The sequence below is a fragment of the Sphingobium sp. KCTC 72723 genome, from assembly GCF_014280435.1.
Taxonomy (GTDB): domain Bacteria; phylum Pseudomonadota; class Alphaproteobacteria; order Sphingomonadales; family Sphingomonadaceae; genus Sphingobium.
In genome coordinates this window covers 2,999,406-3,015,694 of sequence record NZ_CP060388.1, presented here as the reverse complement: position 1 = coordinate 3,015,694, position 16,289 = coordinate 2,999,406, and the positions used below count along the sequence as shown (strand labels likewise).

12 protein-coding genes are annotated in these 16,289 nt (G+C 63.8%); 8 read left to right on the top strand and 4 right to left on the bottom strand.

What is annotated here, in order from left to right; all coding sequences use genetic code 11:
- Nucleotides 1-38: 38 nt before the first annotated feature.
- Together SPBM01_RS14815 and SPBM01_RS14810 are read left to right on the top strand one after the other, a co-directional pair.
- The gene (locus SPBM01_RS14815) at nt 39-1,661 is read left to right on the top strand and encodes a GMC family oxidoreductase (RefSeq protein WP_262504186.1); all 1,623 of its coding nucleotides are present in this window, start codon (nt 39-41) and stop codon (nt 1,659-1,661) included.
- The gene (locus tag SPBM01_RS14810; protein WP_188062397.1) at nt 1,658-3,148 is read left to right on the top strand and encodes an aldehyde dehydrogenase family protein; all 1,491 of its coding nucleotides are present in this window, start codon (nt 1,658-1,660) and stop codon (nt 3,146-3,148) included. Before SPBM01_RS14815 ends, SPBM01_RS14810 begins: the two co-directional genes overlap by 4 nt.
- A 62-nt stretch (nt 3,149-3,210) precedes the next feature.
- On the opposite strand, the gene SPBM01_RS14805 is transcribed toward SPBM01_RS14810, so the two are convergent.
- The 3 genes from SPBM01_RS14805 to SPBM01_RS14795 all read right to left on the bottom strand — a co-directional run bounded on the left by SPBM01_RS14805 (nt 3,211) and on the right by SPBM01_RS14795 (nt 7,509).
- Nucleotides 3,211-4,254, bottom strand: a complete 1,044-nt coding sequence (locus tag SPBM01_RS14805) for an aromatic ring-hydroxylating dioxygenase subunit alpha (protein WP_188062396.1) — start codon at nt 4,252-4,254, stop codon at nt 3,211-3,213.
- Nucleotides 4,255-4,399: 145 nt separating this feature from the next.
- Nucleotides 4,400-5,179, bottom strand: coding sequence for an SDR family NAD(P)-dependent oxidoreductase (locus tag SPBM01_RS14800; protein WP_188062395.1), 780 nt, complete (start codon nt 5,177-5,179; stop codon nt 4,400-4,402).
- A 65-nt stretch (nt 5,180-5,244) separates the two neighbouring features.
- The gene (locus SPBM01_RS14795) at nt 5,245-7,509 is read right to left on the bottom strand and encodes a TonB-dependent receptor (RefSeq protein ID WP_188062394.1); all 2,265 of its coding nucleotides are present in this window, start codon (nt 7,507-7,509) and stop codon (nt 5,245-5,247) included.
- A 156-nt stretch (nt 7,510-7,665) separates the two neighbouring features.
- On the opposite strand from SPBM01_RS14795, the gene SPBM01_RS14790 reads away from it, so the two are divergent.
- The 6 genes from SPBM01_RS14790 (at nt 7,666) to SPBM01_RS14765 (ending at nt 14,913) form a co-directional block, all read left to right on the top strand.
- Nucleotides 7,666-9,042: a Rieske 2Fe-2S domain-containing protein gene (locus SPBM01_RS14790; protein WP_223177707.1), complete on the top strand. Its 1,377-nt coding sequence runs from the start codon at nt 7,666-7,668 to the stop codon at nt 9,040-9,042.
- A 147-nt stretch (nt 9,043-9,189) separates the two neighbouring features.
- On the top strand, nt 9,190-10,122 hold the full coding sequence (locus SPBM01_RS14785; RefSeq protein WP_188062393.1) for a PDR/VanB family oxidoreductase: 933 nt from the start codon (nt 9,190-9,192) through the stop codon (nt 10,120-10,122).
- Between the two features lie 81 nt (nt 10,123-10,203).
- Nucleotides 10,204-11,559 carry an MFS transporter gene (locus tag SPBM01_RS14780; protein ID WP_262504185.1) on the top strand — a complete coding sequence of 452 codons (1,356 nt, stop codon included), beginning with the start codon at nt 10,204-10,206 and terminating at the stop codon, nt 11,557-11,559.
- Nucleotides 11,556-13,184, top strand: a complete 1,629-nt coding sequence (locus tag SPBM01_RS14775) for a GMC family oxidoreductase (RefSeq protein ID WP_188062392.1) — start codon at nt 11,556-11,558, stop codon at nt 13,182-13,184. Before SPBM01_RS14780 ends, SPBM01_RS14775 begins: the two co-directional genes overlap by 4 nt.
- An 11-nt stretch (nt 13,185-13,195) precedes the next feature.
- Nucleotides 13,196-14,683: an aldehyde dehydrogenase family protein gene (locus SPBM01_RS14770; RefSeq protein ID WP_188062391.1), complete on the top strand. Its 1,488-nt coding sequence runs from the start codon at nt 13,196-13,198 to the stop codon at nt 14,681-14,683.
- Between the two features lie 11 nt (nt 14,684-14,694).
- A complete protein-coding gene (locus SPBM01_RS14765; protein WP_188065884.1) occupies nt 14,695-14,913 on the top strand; it encodes a hypothetical protein in 219 nt (72 codons plus the stop codon).
- Between the two features lie 7 nt (nt 14,914-14,920).
- Here the strand turns inward: SPBM01_RS14765 and SPBM01_RS14760 are convergent, their stop codons facing one another.
- Nucleotides 14,921-16,153: a LysR family transcriptional regulator gene (locus SPBM01_RS14760; RefSeq protein ID WP_188062390.1), complete on the bottom strand. Its 1,233-nt coding sequence runs from the start codon at nt 16,151-16,153 to the stop codon at nt 14,921-14,923.
- Nucleotides 16,154-16,289: the final 136 nt, after the last annotated feature.

Below are 16,289 nucleotides of genomic sequence, written 5' to 3'. Positions count from 1 at the left end.
CTGTGGTCTGTAGCGGCATGGCGAGGAACCGGGACGGCATGATGCAAAAAGCCTATGACTATATCATTGTCGGCGCAGGGTCGTCCGGCTGCGTCCTTGCCAACCGCCTGTCCGCCGATCCGACCGTCAGCGTCCTGCTGGTCGAAGCCGGGCCGGACGACACCAGCCCGCTCATCGCGATGCCGCGTGGCATCGGCAAATTGCTGGCACCAGGCAATCCCCATGTATGGGACTATGCCGTATCTCCCGGCGGCAATGCGCCGCAGGAAGTCTGGCTGAAAGGGCGCGCGGTTGGCGGGTCCAGTTCGATCAACGGCATGGTCTATGTGCGCGGCGCACCTGCCGATTATGATGCATGGGAAGCGGCAGGCTGCACCGACTGGGGCTGGGACCGGATGGGCCGGCACTTTGTTGCGCTGGAAGATCATGTGCTGGGCGCAAAGGATTGGCGCGGCACGGGCGGGTCGCTCAAGGTCAGCGTCCACCCCGCCGGTGATCCGCTCTGCGAAGCGTTCATCAATGCCGCCGTACAGGCCGGAACGCCACGGGTCGACGACATGAACGACATGCCTGCCGTGACTAAAGGCGGCATGGGTTACCAGCCGACGACCACCCATCGCGGCAAACGCTTTTCCGCCGCGCGCGCTTTCCTGAAGCCGGTTCGGGGGCGACCCAATCTGGACGTAGTGCCGGACACCGATGTCCAGCGCATCCTGTTCGACGGGCAGCGGGCCTGCGGCATCCTGCTGCGCAACAAACACGGATTGCATGAAGTGGCCGCGCGGCGCGAAATCATCCTGTCCGCCGGTGCGATACAAAGTCCCAAACTGCTGCAACTGTCTGGCATCGGTCCCCGCGCCTTGCTGGAATCGCTGGGCATCCCGGTCATCGTGGATGCACCCGGCGTCGGTGCCAATCTGCGCGAACATCGCTATCTTTCCTTCACTTACCAGATGCGCGGCAACAGCTTGAACCAGAAGCTGTCCGGCCTAGGCCTCATCGGATCGGCGCTGCGCTATCTCTTCGGATCGAAGGGCGCGCTCACCCATGCCGCGCATGAAGTGGGCGGCTTCATCAAGACGCTCGCCTCACCCGATCGCCCCGACGCACAGATCGGCATGGGCCTTTATTCCTTCCATACCGATGCGAAGGGTGCCGTCGCGCTGGATCCCTATCCCGGCATGACCGTCATTGCCTATTATCTGCGCCCCGATAGCCAGGGTCAGGTGCGGATCAGTTCCGCCGACCCAGATGTCCCCCCCATCATCGACGCCAATCATCTGGCAACCGATGCGGACCGGACCCACTTCGTCGCCCTGTTCCGCTGGCTGCGCAATCTGGCAAAGCAATCTGCGCTCAAGGACTGGATCATCGCGGAAACGGGCAAGACGGTGGGGATCGAAACGGACGAGGACATATTGGCCAGTGCCATCAGCCTTGGCGGCACGACCTTCCACATTTGCGGAACATGCCGGATGGGCGTGGACGACGGGGCCGTGCTGGATCCCCAACTGCGCGTGCGCGGCGTCACTGGCCTGCGCGTGGTCGACACGTCCATCATGCCGACCATCGTGTCGGGCAATACCAACGCGCCCGCCATGGCCATAGCGCTCAACGCCGCAGAGATGATCCTGCGGCCCAATCAGGAACCTAGCCGATGACCGTCCCCTTCACCACAATCGACAAGCTCTATATCGACGGCGCGTGGGTTTCCGCCGGGCATGAGCGCGACGCCATCATCAATCCGGCGACCGAAGCCGTCATCGGCCACGCGCCGGTGGGCAATGCCGCAGCGGCGGAAGCAGCGATCGCGGCGGCGCGCGACGCCTTCGACACCGGCATATGGCCGCGCATGGCAATGGCAGAACGCGCAACCTATCTGCGCCGGATGCACGCGGCGCTGGACGCGCGCAGGCCGCAGATCGTCGCGCTGATCGTGGCGGAAGTCGGCTGCGCGCAGGGTGTCACGCACGGGATGCAGGTCGCCAATCCGCTCGACCATTTGCTCGCCGCGCTGGAACATTCGACTCGCGACGACAGTGTCCGCCTGCCGATCGACATCACCCCCAACCCCTTCGACCCCGACGGTCCCCGGAAAATGGGTGGCACCACCGTCGTGCGCGAACCCGTTGGCGTCGTGGCGGGCATAACCGGCTATAATTTCCCTTTCCTTATCAATCTGGCGAAGATCGTCCCGGCGCTGCTGGCGGGCAATACGCTGGTGCTGAAACCATCGCCCTTCACGCCCTTCTCCGCCCTGCTGTTCGGCGAGATTGCCGACGAGATCGGCCTGCCCAAGGGTGTGCTGAACGTCATAACCGGCGGACCGGAAGTCGGCACGATGCTGACCAGCGACCCGCGCGTCGATCTGGTCAGCTTCACCGGGTCCGAAGGCGTCGGCGCGGCGATCATGGCGCAGGCGGCCCCGACGCTCAAGCGTGTGCATCTGGAGCTGGGCGGCAAATCCGCGCTGATCGTGCGGCACGATGCCGATGTCGCCCGCGCAGCCGCGATGGCGGTCGCCGTCCTGTCCGTCAATGCAGGTCAGGGTTGCGCGCTGCTCACGCGTCTGGTCGTCCACAACAACATCCGCAAAGCGTTCGTAGAAACCGCCTGCGCCGTCGCCGGCCAGTTCAAGATCGGCGACCCTGCCGATCCCACCGTGGCGATGGGTCCGCTGATCCGCGAATCCCAACGCACGAAGGTCGAAAATCTGATCGCCATCGGCCGGGAAGAAGGCGCGAAAATCGTCCATGGCGGCGGGCGGCCTGCGGGCCTGGACAAGGGCTTCTTCACCGACATCACGATCTTCGACGATGTCGACAACGCGATGACCATTGCGCAGGAGGAAGTGTTCGGCCCGGTCGGTTGCATCATCGGCTTCGACACCGACGAAGAAGCGATCCGCATCGCCAACGATTCCCGCTATGGCCTGAATGGCGGCATCGAAACCGCCGATGCCGCCACGGGCTATGAAATGGCCCTGCAAATCCGGTCGGGCAGCGTCATGCTGAACGGCGGCACCGGACGCATGAGCTATGCTCCGATCGGCGGCTATAAGCGGTCGGGCGTCGGGCGCGAATATGGTCCCGACTGGTTGCAGGAATATCAGAACCAGAAATCGATATTCTATCCCGTCGGCCTGTAACCACGGCCATTATACAAGGCGGGGCGACAGCCTTTATCTGCTGTCGCTCCGCAACTGCCCCGTCAGGCCGCGACCTTGGCCCCTTCTTCGGCCTCCTGCATCACGCTCAGCAATCGCCGCGCCTGATTGACCGCGCCGTCGCTGGCGATGCCCACAAAGGCCCGCTCCGGCTCGTCATCGATCCGCGCCTGCTGCGCCTGCAACGTGACTTCGTCTTCGGTGATGGTATCGAAAAACTGGTCGAACAGCACATCGGGGACGCCGCTTTCCTTGGGCGCAGTGGTGCAGATGGTCCACAGATAATGGCTGGTCGTGGCCGTTTCCGGCGTGATGAAATGATTGTTGGCCAGCATGAAGCCATTGTCGCGCTTGCCCTCATAGGCGCCGGTGCCGACCTCGCACCCGCCGGCATTGACGCGGCAGGTCATGCCGATGCTCGGCTCGAACCGCACTTCCTGCCAACGATCGACCCGGCCCTTGAAACCGCCCGCGTCGATATAGGATTTGGGCGGCACCGAATTGGGCATCTTGCGCAGCAACGTCACTTTGCGGCCGTCAAATTCGACCTTGGTGTCGGCGTTATAATGCTGCTCCGGGTTCCCGCCGATCGTGCGCGCATGGATGTAAGGCACATGGGTCAGGTCCATGATATTGTCGATGATAAGCTGCCAATTGGCCTTCACCGGGAAATTATACGGGCGCCAGGTCCAGGCCGGATCATTATGTTCCGGGCTGTCGACGATGATCGAAGGGTCGGCCAGTGCCGGTTCGCCCATCCAGATCCAGATCAGATGGTCCTTCTCCACCACCGGATAATGGCGGACATTGGCGGATGCGGGGATGCGCGCTTGGTTGGGGATGCGGGTGCAGGCGCCCTTCCCGTTAAACTCGACGCCATGATAGCAGCAGCGCAGGACATCGCCATCGACATGCCCGGCGGACAGCGGCATCGCGCGATGGCTGCACCGGTCCTCCAGCGCAGCGATCTCCCCGCTCTCGGTGCGGAACAGCACGACTGCCTTGTTCAGATATTTCCGCCCCAGCGTCTTGCCCGGTTCGATATCGGCGGCAAAGGCGGCCACATACCATGCGTTGTAAATGAACATGCTACTCTCCAGTATCCGGCCGGGCGGTTCATCGCTCCGACGCTACCCTATTGTTGGGCCTGATTATGGATGGGCCACGCGCCAGCGCCAATCGCAATCCCATAAAGCCATAAGAAAAACGGGAAATGGATGCGGCAAAGCGGGATCACCGCAAATACAGCCCCCCATTCATGTCCAGCGTCGCGCCGACGAAGAACCCGCCCCGGTCCGACGCCAGCAGCGCCGTTGCCGCCGCGATCTCGCCCACTTCCATAAATCGCCCGACCGGCACTTCGCCCTCGACTCGCGCAATCTGTTCGGCCGACAGGCGCGCCTTGGCGGTGTCGATCGGTCCCGGCGCAATGGCGTTCACGGTCACGCCAGTCCCGGCCAGATAGCGGGCGAAATATTTGGTCAGCATGATCGCCCCGGCCTTCGACGCGGCATAGTGGGGGGACGCCACCGTCCCGCCATTCTGCCCGGCGAGCGAAGTGATATTGACGATCCGGCCATAGCCATGTTCGCGCATATGTTCGGAGAATATCTGGCAGCTCAGGAACACGCTGCGCATGTTGATCTGGACGATCGCGTCAAATTCTTCGGGTGAAATATCCTGTGTCGGCGTGCGCTTGGCGAAACCGGCATTGTTCACCACGATGTCGACCTTGCCCCACAGGCCCACAATCTTGTCCCGCGCGGCCAGGAAATGATCCTTCTCCCGCACGTCCAGCGTCAGGGCGATCGCCGTCTCGCCCGATGGATCGAGCGACGCCGCGACCGCCTGCGCCACGTCCATATCCACGTCGCTCACCGCCACGCGCCCGCCACCGGCATGGATTTCGCGGGCAACGGCCGCGCCCACGCCGCGCCCGCCGCCCGTCACGAGAGCGGTGCGCCCCGCAAAGGAAAAACTGCCATTGGCGGGAAGGGTGAATTGTTCGGTCATATGTCCGTCCTGAAACTGGCAAAAGAAAAAGGCGGGGAAGGCATCGCCCTCCCCGCCCCAGGGTATTAGTGGCGGAACGACAGCGTCAGGCCGTAGGTCCGCGGCGTGTTGGTGAAAATCTTCCAATATGTCGTGCCATTGCCCGGCACTGCCAGAAACGCCGTGATGTCGTCCGCATTCACGATCTGATAGTTGTTGGTCAGGTTCTTGCCCCACAGGCCGATCTGAAAACGGCCGTCCGCCGTCTCATAATTCAGCCGCGCATTGAGCGTCCGGCCCCGCGTATCGCTGTGCAGATTGTCGTACAGGCGCAGCGTGTTGGCGTCGTCGGTCGAAATGCGGGTCGAGAAATTGAAGTCCGCCTGCGGCGTCAACGTCGCGCCATTGGCCAGACGGCCGGTATAGGCCGCGCCCACGGTGAAGCTGTCGCGCGGCGCGAACTTGGCCGGATTGCCCGAGTAATCGAGGTTCACCAGCGGATCGCGCAGGTCGGTATATTTGCCCACCAGATGCGTATAATTGGCGGTCAGGCGCAGATCCTCGACCGGGCGGACGACGGATTCGACCTCCATCCCCTTCATTTTCAGCGTGCCGTTATAGGTGTGCGCAATACCGCCCGCGCCGGAGAAATTCTGGAGATTCTTGGTCGTCTGCTGGAACAGCGCGACATTGAGATCCAGCTTGTTATTGAACAGGCGCGACTTGGCACCGATTTCATAATTTTCGGCATTTTCCGGTTCCAGCGGAATGGTCGGGTCGCGATAGGCATTGTCGACAAAGCCGCCCGATTTGAAGCCTTTGGCATAGGTCGCATACATATTGATCTGGTCGCTTGGCTCGAACTTGATCGTGAAGCGCGGCGTGAACGCATCCCACGTCTTGCCGCCCGACGCAGTCACCGTGCCGGGGAAACCAAAGCCGGGGATCGCGCCCGCATCGGTGGTCGAAAAGGCGCGATAGTCGATCTTCTTGCGATCCGACGTGTAACGGCCACCGGCCACGACAGCCAGATTGTCGGTGATTTCGAACGTCGCTTCGCCAAACACCGCCAGGCTGCGCACATTGCCTTCCTGCACGCGGGTGATGTTGGTCACCAGCGGATTGCGCCGCACGGTCGCGTTAACGGCCGATCCGGGCAGCGGGCTGTAAAAGAAGATGTTGGTGGTCGAAACATCGGCCGACAGGAAATAGGCACCCACCACATAGGAGAAGCGGCCCGGAGCCGACGCAAAGCGCACTTCCTGCGTGAAGCTGCGGTTCTTCACCACCTGGCGGCGGTCGAACACTGGAACCACGGTCGCCACCGGCACGTCATCGTTGATCGCGCGGCTGTCGTTCATGCGATAGCCGGTGATCGACGTCAGCGTGCCGCCCAGCACGTCCAGGTCACCGCGCAGATAGCCGCCGCGCAAACGCTGGCGATAAGGCGACGCGACAAAATCATTGTTCGTCCACTTGTCGTCGTCGAAATTGCCGAACGTCGCGGGAATCCGCTGCACCCCGCCAATGCCCAGCTGGATCGCGCCGCCCTTGCCCTTGGTATAGCTATAGTCGCCCGACAGGACGACCTTGAGCGTATCAGTCGGCTGGAACAGCAATTTGGCGCGCGCGGAATAGCTGTCCGACTTGCCATAGCTGCCCGACTGGTTGGGCGTGTCGATCAAGCCGTCACTATGGTCGGTGCTGAACGCGAAACGCGCCGCGATCTTGTCATCGACCAGCGTGCCGTTGACCATGCCTTCGGTGCGCAGGAAGCCGCCATTGCCGCCGCTCACCTGCCCATAATAATCGTCCTTGAAATCGGGATTGTTGGTGATGACGGCAATTGCGCCGCCCACCACGTTGCGCCCGAACAAGGTGCCTTGCGGCCCGCGCAGCACTTCGACCCGGTTGGTGTCGTAGAAGTTGGCGTTCAGGTCGTTGTTGAACACATAATAGACGTCGTCCATGAAATAGGCGACCGGCGTGTCCAGCGTGGCGGTGCGGAACGTGGACACATTGCCACGGATCGCGACAATCGACAGCGACTTGTCGGCGGTGTTGACGGTGATGCCGGGCATCTGCTGCGTCAGCGCGGCGGGGCTGTAGACCTGCGCTTCACGCAGCAATTCGCCACCGAACGCCGCGATGGAAAAAGGCACTTCGCGCACCGTCGATTCGCGGCGCTCGGCCGTGACGACAATATCTTCGGGGAAGATGACCGGCTGGGGCGCGGCGTCCTGCGCGGGGGCGGCGGGGGCCGCCTGATCGGCCTGCGCGCTGGCTGGCGTGACCACCATCATGGCCGCAATCGCGCCCAGCGCAGATGATGTTTTGAAGCTGAAAGGCATTCCCGGACTCTCCCTTGACAACACGGCTTGATGCCGCCTGGGGGCGAGAAGCAGCAAAAAGGATCGAGGCGCAATAGTATCGTCCCGATTATTGAATGGTCCGACCACATTCCGATTGGGGCGTGTGGCCGCGACCCTCTAGTCAGGGATCAGGGAATGGCGCTGGCATCGATTCAAGCCGCGCTGATAACGACAAGCAAGGAAGAGGCTGAAAAACTCATGCAGTCCACGGATAGCGCCGACATGACCAGGGTAGGACCAGGCACGGTCATGGGCACAATGATGCGCCAATATTGGATGCCCGCCGTCCTGTCTTCCGAAGTGAAGGCCGACGGCGATCCGGTCCGCCTGATGATCCTGTGCGAAAAACTGATCGCCTTCCGCGACAGTTCTGGCCGGGTCGGCATCATGGACCATCGCTGCCCCCACCGCTGCGCGTCGCTGTTCATTGGCCGCAATGAGGAAAACGGCATACGCTGCGTCTATCATGGCTGGAAGTTCGACGTCGATGGCAAGTGCGTCGACATGCCGTCCGTCCCCGCCCGCATGGATTTCAAGGAAAAGGTCCATGCCAAGGCGTATAAGACGCACGAAGCCAATGGCCTGATCTGGGTCTATATGGGCGAAAATCAGTCCGCCCCGCCGCCGATCCCCGAAATCGAAGCGACGATGCACCCGGACGCGGAAATCTGGTGCCTGCAACGCGACTGCAACTGGCTCCAGGCGCTGGAAGGCGACATCGACACCAGCCATGTCGGTTTCCTCCATGTCGGCTCGATCGAGGCGGACGATCTGGATGACGATCATCCGATGCGCCCGACCGTCCTCAACCGCGCGCCCGACTATGAAGTCGCGCAGGCCGACTGGGGCGTCATGTATGGCGGCTATCGCCCGAACGACGATGGCCAGATGAGCTGGCGCGTCGCCCATTATATGTTCCCTTTCTGGACTCAGACGCCCAACAACCGCTTCCACACCCGCGCCATTGCCCGCGCCTGGGTGCCGATGGACGACGAACATTCGATGCTGTTCGACATCACCTGCGGCGTGGACGCGGGCAACCCGGCCTATACTTCGACGCTCAAGGACGGTACGCCCTTGTTCGCGCCGCTCGAATATGCGCCGACCACCACTGACTGGTATGGCCGGTGGCGCTCGCCCGACAGTCAGGCGAACGACTGGGCGATCGACCGCGATTCCCAGCGCAACGGCACCCAGTTCACTGGCATCCCCAACATCACGATGCAGGATCAGGCGGTGACCGAAAGCATGGGGCCGATCACCGACCACAGCTTCGAAAATCTGGCCCCGACCGACCAGATGATCGCCCGCGTCCGCCGCCGCGTATTGCTCGCCGCCCGCGCGCTCGCGAACAAAGGCACGCTGCCGCCGGGGATCGAAGACCCCAGCATCTTCTACCGCGCGCGCGCCGGGTCGTTCCTGCACGACCCCAGCGACACGCTCGCCAATGCCTATGAATCGGCGCTGGCCAAGGCGGTGCGTTGGCCCGACAAGGTCGAAGCGGCTGAGTGACAGGACGACAAGGGCCGGGGCGATCCATGCCCCGGTGCCTCAGACAAGGATGATAGAGGTGACGAAACGCATTGCGGTTTGTCCGGTTCGCCGATCCATGGCGCCCCGGCCCTGCCAAGAGACGCATCGCACCGGACGGAGAGGGTGATGCGCGCAAGATTGAAGAATATCCGCTGGGAAGCCGAAGGCATCAACAGCTACATCCTCGAACCCGTCGATGGCGGCCTGATGCCCGCCTTCGATCCGGGCGCCCATGTCGACGTGCAACTTTCGCCCGGCCTGGCGCGCAGCTATTCGCTGGTCAATGATCCCGCGATCCGGGGCTATTATGAAATTGCCGTCCATCGTGCGATCGACGGTCGCGGCGGGTCGCGCCACATCCATGAAAAATGGCAGGTCGGCCATATTCTCGACATCTCCGATCCGAAAAACAACTTCCCGATGGTGGAGGATGCCAGCCATACCGTGATGATCGGCGGCGGGATCGGCATCACGCCGATGCTGCCGATGATCGCGCGCCTCGAAAAGCTCGGCAAAAGCTGGGAGCTGCACTATGTCGCCGCCTCCCCGGATCGCGCCGCCTATGTCGATCGCCTATCCGATTATGATCGGGTGGAAATCGCCTATGACGGCATCCCCGGCGGCCGCCGCCTGGACCTGAAAGCCATCTGCGCCGCCGCGCCTGCCGACGCGCATCTCTATTGCTGTGGTCCGGGCGGAATGCTCGACGCCTTCGTCGCGATCAACTGCGACCGGCCCAAGGGCCACGCCCATATCGAATATTTCTCCGCCGAAACCGAAATGGCGACCGAGGGCGGCTACACGCTGGAGCTGGCCAAGAGCGGCAAGACCATCGCCGTCGAGGAAGGCGAAACGATGCTCGACGCGCTACTGAGCGCCGGGGTCAATGTCGGCTTCGCCTGTTCCGAAGGGATTTGCGGCACGTGCGAGGTCAAGGTGCTGGACGGCATCCCCGACCATCGCGACCATTTTCTGAGCGACGAGGACAAGTCGGCCAACCGTTCGATCATGGTCTGCTGTTCGGGATCGAAAAGCGCGAACCTCGTGCTGGACCTGTAAAAAGCGATATTCCGGTTTTCCTATTTCACACCGGCAAATGAATGAAGCGGCCGCAAACGGCCCGAAGATGAGGAGAATGTCTTGGCGGTCGCCACGATAGAAGGCAGCAGCACAAAAGGGATGCTGGACGACATACCCATGTCGTCCTTCCAGATCTGGTCTGTGCTGATGATCGCCGCGACCGTCATTCTCGACGGCCTCGACAACCAGATGCTCGGCCTCGCCGCGCCGTCGCTGCTCAAGGAATGGGGCATCGACCGCGCGGCGCTCGGCTCCGTCTTCGCGCTCGGCTTCGTCGGCATGGCTGTCGGCACGCTGACGTCGGGCTGGGTCGGCGATCGCTTCGGGCGGCGCGGCGCGCTCATCATCGGCGTCGCCATCTTCGGCGTCGCGACCCTTCTCACTGGCTTTTCCACCGCCCTGTGGCAGGTCGCCGCATTGAAGACGCTGGCAGGCGTCGGCCTTGGCGGCGTCCCCGGCACCGCCAGCGCCATGATCGCAGAGTTCACCCCCGTCCGCTGGCGCAGCGTCGCCGTCACCTTCGGCGTGGTGTGCGTGTCGATCGGCGGCATATTGGGCGGGGTCGCCGCTGCGCTCATCCTGCCGGGCCTTGGCTGGCGCTGGCTTTTCTATATCGGCGGCACCGTGACGATGATCTTCGTCGCCTGGCTCTGGTCGGTCCTGCCCGAATCCCCCCGCTATCTCGCCGAACGGCCCGATCGCGCCGCCGAGCTGGACCGCATCCTGCGCCGCATCGGCCATCCCGATCCCGCCTCCGTCGCCCATGTCCCCCTCGCCGCCGGGGAAGCCCCCCGCTACGAACCGATGCGCAACCTGTTCGGCCCGGCATTGCTGCGCGACACGCTGGCGCTGGCCGTCGCCATGTTCTCCGGCATGTTCATGATCTACCTCATGTTCAACTGGGCGCCCACAATGCTGACCAGCGCAGGCTTCGGCCTGCAAACTGCCAGCCTCGGCCTCACCAGCTTCAACATCGGCGGCACGATCGGCGCGATGATCGCAAGCCTCGCCATCATCCGCTTCGGCTCCCGCCCGGTGCTGATCCTGATGGCGATCGTCGGCGCCGCCGTATGCGCCACGCTCGCCCTGCTCCCCATCAGCGGCGCGCGCAACGAAGCCGCCGTTCTCGCCTGCCTCGGCGCGCTCGGCCTGTTCGCGAGCGCAGCGCAATCGGCCATGTTCGCGGTCGGCGCCCACGCCTTCCCTACCGGCCTGCGCGCCCGTGGCCTTGGCCTGATGGGCGCGGCGGGCCGGGTCGGCGCGATCGTCAGCGCGGTGGCGGGCGCGGTCCTGATCGACTGGGGCAATCTCGGCTTCTTCGGCGCGCTCGCCGCCCTGATGCTGGTCAACGCCCTGGGTTTCATTGCCGTGCGGGGCCATGTTCCCCGCCTCACCGCCAAGGACGCACTTCTATGAGCGACAGCTTCGACTATATCGTGATCGGATCCGGTTCGGCGGGCAGCCTGATGGCCAATCGCCTGTCCGCCGACCCCACCAACCGCGTCGCGCTGATCGAAGCGGGGCCGTCCGACAAAAAATGGCCGGTGAATCTGAAAACCGCAATGCCGGTCGGCAATATCTTCCTGCTGCCACACGAAAAATATAACTGGAAACAGGCACTGACCGGCAACGCCGCCGTCAACAACCGCACCATCAACTTCCCGCGCGGCAAATTGTTCGGCGGATGCAGCGCCATCAATGGCGGCGTCTATATTCGCGGACAAAAGGCCGATTATGATGCCTGGGCCAAGGCTGGCAATGATGGCTGGGCCTATGACGATGTCCTGCCAGCCTTCAAAGCCGTCGAAAACTATGCCGGTCCCGACACGCCATGGCACGGCAAGGGCGGCGAACTGGACGTGCAGAAGCCCAAAAACTGGAACCCGGTCAGCGCCGCCATTGTCGATGCGGCGGAACAGGCGGGCCATCGCCGCAATGACGATTTCGCCGGCGATCGGCAGGACGGCTTTGGCCGCTATGACCTGAACCAGCGCAACGGCACCCGCCTGTCGAGCGCCCGCGCCTTCCTCCACCCCGCGCTCAAACGCACCAACCTCACCGTTCTTGATGAAACCATGGTCCGCCGCATCCTGTTCGACCGGGGCCGCGCGGTGGGTCTGGAGATCGAGAAGGACGGCGCGCGCAGCACCATCGCCGCGCGCCGCGAAATCATCCTGTGCGCGGGCGCGACCAATTCGCCGCAACTGCTGATGCTCTCAGGCATCGGCCCGCAGGATCATCTGCGCGCCATGGGGATCGACATTGTCCATCACCTGCCCGGCGTCGGCGCGCATTTGCAGGACCATCCGACCGTCCATGTCGCAATGGAAAATCCATCCGCAGAATCCTATGCCGTGTCGGCCAAGGTGCTGCCCCGCATCCTCGCCAGCCCGTTCAAATATCTCGCCAAACGCGAAGGGATGCTGGCGTCCAACGTTGCCGAAGCAGGCGGTTTCCTCTGCACGGACGGCACCGGCCGCCCGGACATCCAGATCACCTTTCTCGCGGGCCTCAAACTCGACGCGCGCTCGGTGCCGCGCCGCCACGGCTATATGGGCCTCATTCAGTTGCTGCGCCCCAAAAGCACCGGCTCTGTCCGTCTGGCCAGCAACAGGCCGGAGGACAAGCCGGTCATCGATCCCAATTTCTTTGCCGATCCCTATGACATGCAAACGCTGATCGCCGGTTTCCGCGAATGTCGCCGCATCTTTGCCCAGCCTGCACTCGCCGCCATGACCGGCGCAGAAATCGAGCCGGGCGCGCAATGTCAAAGCGACAGCGAGATAGACAATGCCCTGCGCAAGATCGTCAACACGGCCTATCACCCCACCGGCACCTGCAAGATGGGACCGGACAGTGACCCGATGGCCGTGGTCGACAGTCGCCTGCGCGTGCGCGGCGTGTCGGGACTGCGTGTCGTGGATGCCTCCGTCATGCCTGACATCATCAGCGGCAACACGTCCGCCCCCACCATGATGATGGCGCAGCGCGCCGCGATATTCATCCTGCAAGACGCCCTCACATCCAACATCGCCGCCTGAAAGAAGCTCCCATGACACAGCTCATCATCCCCCCCCGCCCCGCCCTGCTCGACGCGCCGCATCAGGACATGCTGATCGGCGGCCAGCGTGTTCCCGCCTTGTCGGGCAAGCGGTTCGAAACCCGTAACCCCGCCACTGGCGACCTGCTGACCACCGTAGCGCAGGGCGGCGCGGAAGATGTCGACCGCGCGGTCAAATCCGCCCGCGCCGCGTTCGAGGGGCCATGGCGGCGGATGAAACCCGTGGAACGCCAGCGCATCATGCTGCGCCTCGCCGATCTGGTGGAGCAGCATTTCGAGGAACTGGCGATGCTCGACACGCTGGACCTTGGCGCGCCATACAGCCGCACCTTCATGGGCAAGGCGCGCGCCGGTGCGCTGCTGCGCTATTATGCGGGGCAGGCGACGCTGATCGCGGGCGACACGATCGACAACAGCGCGATGGGCGACGTCCTCTCCCACACGCTCAAGGAACCGATCGGCGTGGTCGCAGCAATCAACCCGTGGAATGGGCCGATCGGCATGTCGGTGTGGAAGGCCGGACCAGTGCTGGCATCGGGCTGCACCCTGGTCATGAAACCCGCTGAACAGACGCCGCTATCGGCGCTGCGCTTTGGCGAACTCTGCCTGGAAGCGGGCGTGCCGGACGGCGTCATCAACATCGTCACGGGTCTGGGTGATGCAGGCGCGGCGCTTTCCAGCCACCCGGACGTCGACAAGATCGCCTTCACCGGCTCTACCGGGGTTGGCGAAAAAATCCTCCACGCCGCCGCCGGAACGATGAAGCGCGTCACCGTCGAACTGGGCGGCAAGTCGCCCAACATCGTCTTTGCCGATGCCGATCTGGACAAGGCTGTCCCCGCCGCCGCCATGGCCGTATTCGCCAATGCCGGGCAAATCTGTTCGGCTGGCACACGCCTGTTCGTGCAGAGCGCCATTCACGACGAATTTATGGAACGGCTCGCTGCCTTCACGCGCACGATCAAGGTCGGCGACCCGCTCGACCCGACAACCCAGATCGGCCCGGTCGTCTCCGCGCCGCAGATGGACAAGATCCTGGGCTTCATCGCCAGCGCCAATGCCGAAGGCGCGCGTCCGCTGACCGGCGGCAATCGCATGACCGGCGCGGGCTATGACGCGGGCTATTTCATCGAACCGACCATCTTCACCCATGTCGCCGACGACATGACTATCGCGCGAGAGGAGATTTTCGGCCCGGTCCTCTCCGCCTTCACCTTCGATACGATCGACGAAGTGCTGACCCGCGCCAACGCGACCGAATTTGGTCTGGGCAGCGGCGTGTGGACCCGCGACCTGGCCACTGCGCACATCATGGCGCGCGGCATCCGCGCCGGGTCCGTGTGGGTCAATTGCTACCAGATGCTCGACCCCGCTATCCCCTTCGGCGGCTATCGCATGAGCGGTTTCGGCCGGGAATCCGGCGCGCACCATATCGAGGATTATCTGGAAACCAAGGCGGTCTGGATCAAGCTGGACTGAAAGGCCACGCCATGCACAACAGCAGCCGCAACGGCGTACATCTGGACGAGCGCATGATCCTCCAGATGCAGGCACTGGCGACCGGGCGCACCGACGAAGCGCTCAACGCCCGCTTCGGGATCAGCTATAATACATGGCGCAAGCTGCTGGCGGGGCAGCCGATCCGGCCCTCGCTCGCAGGGCGACTGACGGACCGGATCGCCGCGCTCAGCGTCCCCGACCAGCCATAGCGCGCCGTCACACCCAGCCCGATTCCCGCAGGTCGGGCTGGTCGCCCGCCACCCGCTCGCCCTTCGCCGCCTCGCTCAGCATGTCGAGGAAGCGGCGCTGGGTCGCGGTCGGGCGCCAGCTGCGCCGCGTCGTGATCCCCACGACGCGCTTGCTGTCCTCCAGCGGCGGGCCGATCTGCGTCAACAGCCCGCTGCGGATCTGCAACGCCACCTGATCGGGCGACAGCAATGTCAGGAAATCCCCTTCGGTCAGCAACCGCCCGATAATCATCACCGACCCGCACTCGATAGGGGTAGCCGGCACCTTTCCCGCCCCGAACAGCTTTTCCCACTGTTCGCGCAGCGGCGAATTGGCGGGTGCCACGATCCAGGGATAGGTCGCCAGCTGCGCCATCGTCGGCTTGCCCACCTTGGCCAGCGGATGCTGGCTCCCCGCCGCGATCACCAGCCGATCCTCCGACAGCGGCAATTGATACAGGTCCGCAATCTCGAACGGCCGCAACGCGCCGACAACCATGTCGATCACCCCGTCGCGCAGCGGCTCGACCAGTTCGCGCCAGCTGCCCTCCAGCACCTTGAACGCGGCGCGCGGGTCGCTCCGCGCCATCCGTGCCATGGCGGCGGGGACCAGATAGGGTCGCGCCAATGGCAGCGCCCCGAACGCGATCAGCTCGCTCCCGCTCCCGCTATCGCGCCCAATGTCCGCCAGCGCCGCGACAATCTCCGCCACCGCCAGCCTTGTGCCGCGCGCAAGCCGCTTGCCCGCCGGGTTGAGCCAAACCGCCCGCCCCCGCCGCTCGACCAGCTTGCCGCCGATCATCTGCTCCAGGTCGCCGACCGCGCGATGCACTGCCGTCTGCGACAGGGTGCTGCCATGCGCCGCTGCCGCGAAACTCCCCGCCTCCGCCAGCGCCAGAAACGCGCGCAACTGCGTCATCGTCATCAACCGCTCAGGATATTGGAACACGCCCGACAGTCCCTTGGCCGCCTGCGACAGATGGTCCAGCGCCGCCCGCGCCCGTTCGATCACGATGTCGCCCATGGGCGTTGGCACCATGCCGCCCGACCGCCGCTCGAAAAATGTATAGCCAAACTGCCGCTCCAGCTTGGCCAGCCCCTGCGTCAGCGCCGGTTGCGACAGGCTGACCACATCGGCCGCCGCCGTGATGCTGCCATGTTCGCGGATCGCCAGCAGCGCGCGCAGGTGCCGCAGATTAAGGTCGAATGGATCGGTCGCCATGCCGCTTACTCTTGTTACCCTGCGCCCGCGCGCTGTGCGTCATCGGGCGGTCCCATCCTTAAAGGACAACTGCCCCAAAGGACAGCGACCCTTGGGCCTAATTAGCGGAAAATTTAATGGACTGACCATTATTGCA

Bases quoted from the DNA above. Each gene is read 5' to 3' on its own strand.
- SPBM01_RS14795 (WP_188062394.1), bottom strand. From the start codon at position 7,509: ATGCCTTTCAGCTTCAAAACATCATCTGCGCTGGGCGCGATTGCGGCC.
- SPBM01_RS14790 (WP_223177707.1), top strand. From the start codon at position 7,666: ATGGCGCTGGCATCGATTCAAGCCGCGCTGATAACGACAAGCAAGGAA.
- SPBM01_RS14765 (WP_188065884.1), top strand. From the start codon at position 14,695: ATGCACAACAGCAGCCGCAACGGCGTACATCTGGACGAGCGCATGATC.
- SPBM01_RS14805 (WP_188062396.1), bottom strand. From the start codon at position 4,254: ATGTTCATTTACAACGCATGGTATGTGGCCGCCTTTGCCGCCGATATC.
- SPBM01_RS14760 (WP_188062390.1), bottom strand. From the start codon at position 16,153: ATGGCGACCGATCCATTCGACCTTAATCTGCGGCACCTGCGCGCGCTG.
- SPBM01_RS14785 (WP_188062393.1), top strand. From the start codon at position 9,190: ATGCGCGCAAGATTGAAGAATATCCGCTGGGAAGCCGAAGGCATCAAC.
- SPBM01_RS14800 (WP_188062395.1), bottom strand. From the start codon at position 5,179: ATGACCGAACAATTCACCCTTCCCGCCAATGGCAGTTTTTCCTTTGCG.
- SPBM01_RS14775 (WP_188062392.1), top strand. From the start codon at position 11,556: ATGAGCGACAGCTTCGACTATATCGTGATCGGATCCGGTTCGGCGGGC.
- SPBM01_RS14810 (WP_188062397.1), top strand. From the start codon at position 1,658: ATGACCGTCCCCTTCACCACAATCGACAAGCTCTATATCGACGGCGCG.
- SPBM01_RS14815 (WP_262504186.1), top strand. From the start codon at position 39: ATGATGCAAAAAGCCTATGACTATATCATTGTCGGCGCAGGGTCGTCC.
- SPBM01_RS14770 (WP_188062391.1), top strand. From the start codon at position 13,196: ATGACACAGCTCATCATCCCCCCCCGCCCCGCCCTGCTCGACGCGCCG.